This is a genomic window from Armatimonadota bacterium, from assembly GCA_031459715.1.
Lineage (GTDB): Bacteria > Sysuimicrobiota > Sysuimicrobiia > Sysuimicrobiales > Humicultoraceae > Humicultor > Humicultor tengchongensis.
This window is the reverse complement of the sequence record JAVKIA010000059.1, coordinates 1-9694: the sequence shown is the minus strand read 5'-3', so window position 1 is coordinate 9694 and position 9694 is coordinate 1. Positions and strand designations below refer to the sequence as shown.

At 68.2% G+C, this 9694-nt stretch carries 9 protein-coding genes and 1 pseudogene; 7 read left to right on the top strand and 3 right to left on the bottom strand.

Annotated elements, in window-relative coordinates; genetic code table 11:
- Both QN152_13415 and QN152_13410 read right to left on the bottom strand, forming a co-directional pair.
- Positions 1–338: tripartite tricarboxylate transporter substrate-binding protein (locus QN152_13415; GenBank protein MDR7540503.1), on the bottom strand; the 338-nt coding region annotated here is incomplete at its 3' end.
- Positions 335–1300, bottom strand: coding sequence for a tripartite tricarboxylate transporter substrate binding protein (locus QN152_13410; protein MDR7540502.1), 966 nt, complete (start codon positions 1298–1300; stop codon positions 335–337). The genes QN152_13415 and QN152_13410, both read right to left, overlap by 4 nt.
- A gap of 123 nt (positions 1301–1423) precedes the next feature.
- Here QN152_13410 and QN152_13405 point away from each other — a divergent pair, with 123 nt between their 5' ends.
- The 3 genes from QN152_13405 to QN152_13395 are packed head-to-tail and all read left to right on the top strand — an operon-like array spanning position 1424 to position 5127.
- On the top strand, positions 1424–2932 hold the full coding sequence (locus QN152_13405) for an aldehyde dehydrogenase family protein (protein MDR7540501.1): 1509 nt from the start codon (positions 1424–1426) through the stop codon (positions 2930–2932).
- A complete protein-coding gene (locus QN152_13400; GenBank protein ID MDR7540500.1) occupies positions 2929–4428 on the top strand; it encodes a tripartite tricarboxylate transporter permease in 1500 nt (499 codons plus the stop codon). Before QN152_13405 ends, QN152_13400 begins: the two co-directional genes overlap by 4 nt.
- 33 nt (positions 4429–4461) lie before the next feature.
- Positions 4462–5127: an NAD(P)-dependent oxidoreductase gene (locus QN152_13395; GenBank protein MDR7540499.1), complete on the top strand. Its 666-nt coding sequence runs from the start codon at positions 4462–4464 to the stop codon at positions 5125–5127.
- Positions 5128–5166: 39 nt separating this feature from the next.
- Here the strand turns inward: QN152_13395 and QN152_13390 are convergent.
- Positions 5167–5610, bottom strand: a pseudogene (locus QN152_13390) (LOG family protein).
- Here QN152_13390 and QN152_13385 point away from each other — a divergent pair.
- The 4 genes from QN152_13385 to QN152_13370 all read left to right on the top strand — a co-directional run.
- On the top strand, positions 5558–7861 hold the full coding sequence (locus QN152_13385; GenBank protein MDR7540498.1) for a PBP1A family penicillin-binding protein: 2304 nt from the start codon (positions 5558–5560) through the stop codon (positions 7859–7861). The pseudogene QN152_13390 and the gene QN152_13385 overlap by 53 nt on opposite strands.
- Positions 7862–7934: 73 nt before the next feature.
- A complete protein-coding gene (locus QN152_13380; GenBank protein MDR7540497.1) occupies positions 7935–8681 on the top strand; it encodes a YebC/PmpR family DNA-binding transcriptional regulator in 747 nt (248 codons plus the stop codon).
- A gap of 118 nt (positions 8682–8799) precedes the next feature.
- Positions 8800–9144, top strand: a complete 345-nt coding sequence (locus QN152_13375) for a hypothetical protein (protein ID MDR7540496.1) — start codon at positions 8800–8802, stop codon at positions 9142–9144.
- Positions 9145–9199: 55 nt separating this feature from the next.
- Positions 9200–9694: crossover junction endodeoxyribonuclease RuvC (locus QN152_13370; GenBank protein ID MDR7540495.1), on the top strand; the 495-nt coding region annotated here is incomplete at its 3' end.

Sequence of the window (9694 nt, the reverse complement as noted above, 5' to 3'; positions counted from 1 at the left end):
CTCGGCGTATTGTAAGGCAGCTTGGAGAGGTGGGGCTGCACAGTGGCCATGGCCACCGCAAACATGCCGATGGTGGAGCCGTCGGGCTTTGCGCCCACGACCTCCGCGAAGCCAATGGTGCCCGAGGCGCCGGGTTTGTTGATGACCACGGCGCGAACCGGGAGGAACGGTTGTGCAGCCTCCACCAGGGCTCGCCCGATGATGTCCGTGCCGCTGCCGGGTGCTCCCGGGACCACGAAGGTGATGAGCCGGCTGGGATACTGCGGCGACGCGCCCAGCCCCACCGCCAAGAACGCCGTCAGGAGCAAGGCCGATGCCATCCGCGACGTGCTCTTCATCGTGCTTCCCTCCTCGATTCCAGGTGTTGAGGGGTCATGGAGGATCCCTTCTGGATTCCTGCCGCCCCGGAGAGCCCCAGCATGCGCACCAGGCGGCCGTACCGTTCGAACAGCTCCGCCAGGTCGGCGGCCAGGGCCTCTGGCCCCTGGTAGTCGATGGTGAAGCCCTGCTCCGACGCCACCGCGGCAAATGATGGCGCGGTGAGTGCAGCGCGGAAGGCCTCGTGGAGCGTTTGAATGACTTCCGCAGGTGTCTCTCGGGGTGCGAGCATGAAGTGGTAGGGACCAAGCGTCAGGTCATAGCCGCACTCGCGCGCCGACGGGGCACTGGGGAACAGTGGTGACCTCCGGGTGTGGAAGACGAGAAGAACGCGCAGGTGGCCGGCCCGCACGCCCCGGAGGACGGCATTCTGATTCGCCACTGCCAGATCCACCTGACCCTGCAGCAGGCCGTCTAGCTGCTGGGGGCCTTCAAAGACAACCTCGGTGACGCGTGCGCCGGCCAGGTGCAGGAGCTGGGCCACGTTCAGGTGTGAGATTCTGCCGATGCCGGGAAGGCCCAGGCGCAGGCGGCCAGGCCGCGCCCGGGCTTCCTCGAGCAGCGCCGCAAGCGAGGGCCAGGAAGCATCCTGGCGCACCACCAGGACGGTCGGGATGCTGGCGATGCGGATGATCGGTGCGCAGTCGGCGGGAGACCGGTACGGCAGTTTGCGCAAATGCGGTTGAACTGCGAGGATGGCCACAGCCGCAAGTCCCAGGGTGCGGCCGTCCGGGGGAGCGCGGAGGACCTCGACGATGCCCACCGTGCCATCGTCACCCGGGCGGTACTGCAGCCGCAGCGGTGCCGGGAGGTGGGGGCGCGCAGCCTCCGCTAGCCCCCGCCCCATGGCGTCGACAACGCCACCCGGCGCGAACGGGATGGTAAGCACGAAGTCCCGCTGCTTGGTTTCAGGCGAGTACATCCCAGGCACCCATCCCAGCCGCTCGGAGACCAGTACGAATCTGCTTGAATTGTAATACTTTTACATTTAGAATGTAACATGCAAGTCCTAGTCAGTTTACTCTCTGGTCGAGGACAGCCTGCGATGGAAGTTCCCTCCAACCGCGGAACGTCCATCCCTCTGGCCACGGCAGAGCCCATCCCACTGGCCATGTACATCGGGGGCCAGTGGGTGAACGGGCGGTCCGGGCAACGGACCACCATTGTGAGCCCGGCCACCGGGCGCCCCGTGGCCGTGGTCCCCTGGGGGGTGCGCGAGGATGCCCGCGAGGCGCTTGCCGCAGCGAGAGAGGCGCAAGCCACCTGGGGGCACACCCCGCTGGCGGAGCGGGTCCGCCTCTGCCGCCGCATCGCCGACCTAATTCAGGAGCGTGCGGAGGCGTTGGCCGGCTGGATCACCCTGGAGCAGGGGAAACCGCTGCACGCGGAAGCGAGAGTGGAGGTGCAGAACGCGGCCGGCTGGTTCCGCCTGGCGGCCGAGTACGCCATGGCGCTGGAGACACCACTGCTCCCGGTGGAGAACCCGCACAAGCGGGCCTTGACTTTCCTCCAGCCCCGCGGAGTGTACGCTATCATTACGCCCTGGAACTTCCCCGTGGGGATCCCCAGCCAGTTGATCAGTGCCGCACTGGTCATGGGAAACAGCTTCGTCTGGGTACCAGCACCGACCACCTCTACTTGCGCGGTCAAACTCATGGAGTGCCTGGTGGAGGCGCCGCTTCCGCCGGGCGTGGCCAACCTCGTTCTCGGCCCCGGGCCGGTTGTGGGCGACGAAATCGCCGGACACGAGGGCACCGATGCCGTGGCTTTCGTGGGGAGCTCGGCGACGGGGCGAGCCGTAGCGGCGCGTGCTGCAGGGAAGCCGCAGTTGCTGGAACTGGGCGGCAATGGCCCGACCGTGGTGTTCGCCGACGCGGACCTGGATCTGGCAGTGCCCAGGATCCTGACGGGGTGCACCAGGAATGCAGGACAGGTATGCTCGGCGACCGGGCGGGTCCTGGTCCATCGATCTCTACAGGACCCGCTGGCTGTGCGGCTCAGGGAAGCTATGAGCCGGATCAGGGTGGGGGATCCCTTCCAGCGGGAGACAGTCATGGGTCCCTTGCACAACGAGCGCACAGCGCGCACAGTGGAAGAGCACCTGGCTGACGCCAGCGCACGCGGCGCGCGTGTCGTGTTTGGTGGCCGGCGCCTGCAGGGGTTCCCCACGCCCCTGTACTTCCTTCCTGCAGTGGTGGCGGATGTGCCACCGGACAGTCGTCTTCACCTGGAGGAGACATTCGGCCCTGTGGCTGCCCTCGTCCCCTTCGATGACGAGGCTGATGTCCTGCGGCTGGCTCAGGCCAGTCCCTATGGCCATACCGCAGCCATCTTTACCCGGGACGTGGCCCGCGCCTTTCGGCTGGCGGAGCGCCTGCGGGTCGGGTTGGTGAACATTAACGACAACAGCTTCCCGGGTGATCCGCGCCTTCCCCGCGGAGGCGCCTCGGGCACCATAAGCGGTGTCGGGCGCAGGGGAGGGAAGTATACCCTGCTGGAGATGGCTGACCTGAAGACGGTCGTACTGGACATCGGCGGCACGATTCCCCTGTGAGCGCCGTGGAAGGACTGCTGCACGGGTTTGCCGTGGCGCTGAGCGCACGGAACCTGGCTGCCGCACTCTTCGGTGTCACCATCGGCACTATCGTGGGCGTCCTCCCCGGGATCGGCTCCGTGGCCACCATGGCTCTCCTCTTTCCCTTTACCTTCACCCTTGACACCAGCGCCGCCATGATCATGCTGGCCGGTATCTACTATGGCGCTATGTACGGCGGGAGCACGACCTCCATCCTGGTGAGTGTCCCTGGCGAGGCGGCAAGCATGGTCACCGTCTTCGATGGCTATCAGATGGCCCGCAAAGGGCGGGCCGGAGCGGCGCTGGCCATCGCCGCCATCGGCTCGTACGTCGCGGGGACCCTGGGTGTGATCGGGCTGACATTCTTCGCCCCCGCCCTGGCGAGTGCGGCGCTGGCATTTGGCCCGGCCGAGTACTTCAGCGTTTGCCTCCTGGGCTTGGCCCTCCTCACGCGCCTGACTGGCGGCGCGGCATCGCACTCCGTTATGATGGCGCTCTTCGGAATCGCCCTGGGAACGGTCGGGCCCGACCTGATGTCGGGTGTCGACCGGTTTACCTTCGGGAAGCTGGCGCTCCGCGGTGGCATTGCGCTTCCCGCGCTGGTCATCGGGCTCTTCGGCTTCGCCGAGATGCTGAGCATCGTAGGGCAACAATCGCGCGGTGTCACGTCCGTCCCGGTGGGATTCCGCGGGCTCTATCCATCCTTTGCAGAGCTGCGGCGCTCCCTGGGACCGATTCTCCGCGGTAGCGTCCTTGGCTTCGGCATCGGGTTGATTCCCGGCCCCGCCCCGCTACTCTCGTCTCTGGCCTCGTACACCACCGAGCGGCGCCTTTCCCGATGGCCGGAGGAGTTCGGCCGGGGCGCCATCGAGGGGGTGGCCGGTCCGGAAGCTGCCAACAACGCAGCCACGTCTGGGGCGCTGGTGCCGCTCCTGGCGCTGGGGTTGCCGTTTGCCCCGGCCACAGCCATGTTGCTTGGGGGATTCGTCGTCCACGGGGTGACTCCCGGCCCTCTGCTGATGTCCCAGCACCCGGATGTCTTCTGGGGGCTTGTGGCCAGTATGTACATCGGGAACGCCATGCTTCTGGTCCTGAACCTGCCCCTGGTGCCCCTGTTTGCCAGCATCACCCGCACCCCGATGGTGATCCTCGTTCCCCTCGTAGTCACCATCTCGGTGGTGGGGACCTACTCCGTGAACAACCGCCTCTTTGACGTGGCCGTCATGCTGGCTGCGGGCGTGCTGGGCTACGGGTTGCGGCAGGTAGGCCTCCCTCTTGCTCCGCTGGTGGTGGGGTTCGTCCTGGGGCCGCTGCTGGAAGTGTACTTCCGACAAACCCTGCTCCTGTACCAGCGCGAGTTGTGGGTGGTCTTCACCAGGCCGCTGACGGTAGCGCTGCTCATGGCTACCCTGCTCATTGTGCTGGTTCCCGCCCTGGGACGCCTGCGGGGAGCGGTCTCCAGGCGGGTCGGGTGAGCAGGGCGCGCGGATCCGGAGGAGGACTCCTCCATGGGTGTGCTCATTACCGGAGGGACTGGCTTCATCGGTGCGCACCTGGCACGCCGGCTGGTGCGTGCCGGGCAGAAGGTCGTGCTCCTCGATCCGTCCCCGGTCAATGTCCTGCAGGAGATCCTCACCCCTGAGGAGCTTGGCGCCGTTATCGTGGTTCCCGGCCATGCGGAGAGCCTGCGGGATCTCGGTGAGGCCATCCGTACTCACCGCGTCGACCGCATTGCGCACCTGGCCTCGTTGCTGCATCCGGCCTGTGACCTCAATCCACCGCAAGCCGTGCAGGTGAACGTGGGCAGCCACCTGGCGGTGCTGGAGGCGGCGCGCCTCTGGGATCTGAAGAAGGTGGTCTGGGCGAGTTCTGTGGAGGACATAGCCAGGCCCATCGAGTACTACCTTCGGGTTGAGCGCACGCGCACACTGGTCTTTAACACGCGTTTCGATGTGCGGTCCATCCGCGAGGTGGGTAGCTACATCACCCAGCTCCTCCCCGGGGCTCAGATTGAGTACTTCCCGGGGACATTCGGCCTCGCCTGGGAGCTCGATGACTCGGCGTTGCAGGCCGAAATCGGCTTTCGGCCGGACTACCCGGTGGAACGCGGGGTCCTGGAGACGATCAACGACGTTCGACGGCGCCACGGGTTGCTGCCTGTGGCCCGGCACTGAGGGCGGCGGACTACGCGATCCCCAGCGCTGCAGCAGCTCCTCCGGCCGTGTGCCCACCTGGATAGGCGGCCGGTGCTCTGGCCGGATGAAGCCCTCCTCCAGGGCGTGGTCCAGGAAGGCGATCAGCCGGTCGTAGTACCCCGAAACGTTGAGCAGGCCGCAGGGTTTGCGCTGCAGTCCCAACTGGGTCCAGGACACAACCCCGAAGAACTCGTCCAGCGTGCCGATTCCCCCGGGCAGGGCGATGAAAGCCTCCCCCAGGCCGGCTATGACGGCCTTTCGCTCCTGGATTGATTCCACAACGCGGAGGTCAGCCATACCGCCCAGCGGGGCTTCGGGGGCAATCAGCAGACGGGTGATGACCCCGATCACCTCCCCCCGGCGGCTGCTGGCGGCGCCAGGCCTTTTTGCGGTATAAAGAAACCACGCGATGACCGCGCTTCCGACCCGATCCTCGCAGCACCGCGGCAGCGGCTCCCCCATCCGTCGTGCCCCCCGACGCTCCCGCCTTTCCCTGCTGGCGACCGTGCTGGTCGTCCTGATCCTCGTCGCATTGGTCGCGCTGGGGGTGGGCGCCGGTGTGGTGGTGGCGGTGGCCCGCCGCGACCTGCCCGACGTCACCCGTGTCTTCAGCCCGCCCAGCCGGGCCACCCGCATCTACGCGGCCAACGGGGAGCTGGTGGCCAGCCTCTTCCGGGAGAACCGGGCCACCGTCCCCCTGCAGCAGATTCCGCTGCACGTGCGCCAGGCGGTGCTGGCCATCGAGGACGCCCGCTTCTACCAGCACCGGGGCGTGGACCTGATCGGCATCGCCCGGGCCATGTGGCACAACCTGCAGTCGGGGGAGCTGGTGGAGGGCGGCAGCACCATCACCCAGCAGCTGGCCCGCCTGCTGTTCCTGAGCCGGGAGCGCGCCGTCAGCCGCAAGCTGACCGAGATCGCCCTGGCCCTGGAGATCGAGCGGCGACTGACCAAGGACGAGATCCTGGAGCGCTACCTGAACGAGTACTACTTCGGCCAGGGCGCCTACGGGATCGAGATGGCCGCGCGGGTGTACTTCGGCAAGCCGGCTGCAGAGCTGACCCTGGCTGAGGGGGCGATGCTCGCGGGGATCATCCGGGCGCCGTCCGTCTACACCCCCTACCGCAACATGGCACTGGCCCGGGCGCGGCAGGCGCTGGTGCTGGAGCGGATGGTCGCGCTGGGAATGATCAGTCCGGCGCAGGCAGCGGCGGCCAGGAAGCAGACCATCATCCTGAAGCCCCCCAGTGCCGGACTGGTAGGCATCCGCGCCCCTTACTTCGTCTCCTTCATCCTGCCGCAGCTGCTGGAGCGGTTCGGCGAGGACTCGGTCTACCGCGGCGGCCTGGAGGTCTACACCACGCTGGACGTCCGCCTGCAGGCACTGGCGGAGAAGGCCGTCCGCCGGGGGATCGAGCGGGGCCAGGAGCGCAACCTCCGGCTCTCCCAGGGGGCGCTGGTGGCCATCGACCCGCGCACCGGCCACATCAAGGCCATGATCGGAGGTTACGACTTCGCCCAGAGCCAGTTTAACCGAGCCTGGCAGGCACGCCGCCAGCCCGGCTCGGCGTTCAAGCCCTTTATCTACGTCACCGCGCTGGCCAACGGCTTCACCCCAGACAGGGTGTTGGAGGACACGCCGGTCGTCTTCGAGATCCGTGGGTCCAAGCCGTGGAAGCCCAAGAACTACGACGGGAAGTTCCGCGGGCCCATCCGGCTGCGGCAGGCAGTGGAACAGTCGGTGAACGTCCCCGCCGCCAAGACTATCGCCGAGCTGGGCGCAGACCGGGTGGTGGAATACGCCAAGCGCATGGGCATCACCAGTCCCCTGCAGCCGCACCTCTCCCTGGCCCTGGGCACCGCCGACGTGACGCCGTTGGAGATGGCCTCGGCCTACGGGGTGCTGGCCAACCTGGGCGTGCGCGTCCGCCCGGTGGCCATCGGCAAGGTCACGGACGCCGAGGGCCGGGTGCTGTACGAGGCCTACCCGGAGCGTGAGGTGGCCCTGCCGCCGGCGGTGGCCTACCTGATGACAGATATCCTGAAGGGCGTGATCACCCGGGGGACGGGACGGGCCGCCGCCCTGGGCCGTCCCGCCGCCGGGAAGACGGGTACCACCGATGATTACCGCAACGCCTGGTTCATCGGCTACACCCCGCACCTGGTGGCTGCGGTCTGGGTGGGAAACGATGACAACACGCCCATGCGGCGCGTGGTCGGCGGGGGCCTGCCTGCAGAGATCTGGGCCAGCTTCATGAAGCCGGCGCTACAGGGCGTCCCTCCGGACGACTGGCCGCGGCCGGAGGAGATCGTGCAGCGGGGCGGTGAGCTCTACATCCGGGGGACGGAACCGCCACCGGAACCAGAACCGCTGCCCACACCTCCGCCTGAGGGTGCCTCCGCCCCGCTCCCGGGCCCGGCGCTGGTGATCGAGACGCCCACCGACGGGGCCCAGGTGCGCACGCCGTTTGCCGTCACCGGGCGGGCCTCACCCGGAGCCACCATCCGCATCGTGGTTGCGGCGGACAGCGGGCTGGTGGCTGTGCGCATCGTGGAGAGTTTCATCCCCGCGGACGACCAGGGCCGCTTTGTCTTCGACTTCCGTCCCGCCTTCCCTGTGCGGGGGATCCGCTACGTGATCACGGTCACCGCCACCGCGCCGCAGGGCGCCTCCACCTCAAAGACGATCACCGTGATCGACGCGGGAGCCTGACAGGCCTCCTGCCCGGAGCAGTCCACGCCGATGGGCTATAATTTGGTAGTGGAGTCCGCGGGGGGAGGGAACCATGTCCGGCCACTCGAAGTGGCACAATATCCGCATAAAGAAGCAGAAGATGGACCAGGTGCGAGGCAAGCTCTTCAGCCGTCTCTCCCGAGAGATCACCGTGGCGGCCAAGGAGGGCGGCGGGAACCCGGAGGGCAACCCGCGCCTGCGCACGGCCATCGAGCGGGCCCGCGAGGCCGGCATGCCCAACGAGAACATACAGCGCGCCATTCAGCGCGGCACCGGCGAGGGGAGTGGGGCGGCGCTGGAGCGGGTCACCTATGAGGGGTATGCGCCGGGCGGGGTGGCCGTGCTGGTGGAGGCCGTCACCGACAACCGCAACCGCACCGCCAGCGAGGTGCGTGCCCTCTTCACCCGGCACGGGGGGCGCTTCGGGGAAGCCGGTTCGGTCGCCTGGATGTTCGAGCAGAAGGGCGAGCTCCAGGTGGACAGACACGCCGTGACCGAGGACGACCTGATGCTGGTGGCCCTGGAGGCCGGCGCCGAGGACGTCCGCACCAGCGACGAGACCTACGAGGTCATCACCGCGCCCGAGGACTTCCTGCGGGTGAAGCAGGCACTGCAGGCGCGCGGCATCCCCCTGGTCTCCGCCGATGTGACCATGCTGCCGCGCAGCACTGTCCGGGTGGAGGGCAAGGAGGCCAGGCAGCTCCTCCAGCTTATGGAGGCGCTGGAGGATCACGAGGACGTGCAGCGCGCCTACGCCAACTTCGACATCCCGGAGGAGATCCTGCAACAGGCCGGGTAGACTTCGCCTAAAGGACGGTGTCTGGTTCCGCCCCGGCGGGATGCCTCGGGCCGGGTGAAAGTCTGCCCGCTGCTCTTCTTCCCTCAGGGAGGGTCGTGTGTCGGAGACCACACTAGAGATGGCAATCGGTCAGCTCCTGGCCGTGTTGCGGGAAGCGTGCGAGGGGCCGGCCCAGCAGTGGAGCTACTTCACCGACAACCGCCCCGAGGCGGGGTTGTTTAGCACCCTGGCGTCCCTGGATGCGGCCTGGCGCGTCAGCGCGGTTGATGGCCCGCGGTGGGAGCGGCTGCAGCAGGACCTGCGACAAAGGTACCAGGAGCTGAGCCGCACGGTGGAGGCCCACGCTGCGAGGGAGGCGGAAGCCTTTGGCCAGGCCGTGGCCGCTGTGGCGCACATCGCCTACCACCTCGGCGCCATCCGGCAGAAGGCGATACACCTTCGGTCGCCCCAGGCCCTGCCGTGACCTGCGGCCGAGAGGTAGCAGGTGGCTTCCGCCGCGACGACGAACACCTGTGCGGATGATCACCGCGCTGGGTATCGACCCCGGCCTTCGGGTCACCGGTTACAGCATCGTCCAGGGCGACCGCCAGGGCTGCCGGGCGATTGAGCTGGGTCTCATCCGCAGCGCGCAGCCGGAGCTGGCAGCGCGCGTGGCCGAGGTGCACCGCCACCTGTCCGCCATCCTGCGGGAGCACCGTCCACAGGTGGTGGCGCTGGAGGACATCTTCGCCCACCATACCTTCCCGCGCACAGCCCTGCACCTGGCCCACCTGCGGGGGGCCATCTCCCTGGCGGCGGCCCAAGCAGGCATCCCGGTGGAGAACCTGAGCCCGGCGGCGGTGAAGCGGGCGCTGACCGGCTCGGGGCGGGCGAGTAAGGCCCAGGTGCAGGCGGTGGTGGCGCAGGCGCTGGGCCTGGCGGCGCCTCCAGCTCACCACGCCGCCGACGCCACGGCGCTGGCTCTGACCACGCTCTCCCGCCGGGGGGTGGCGCTGCGGGCGGCCCGGGCGGCG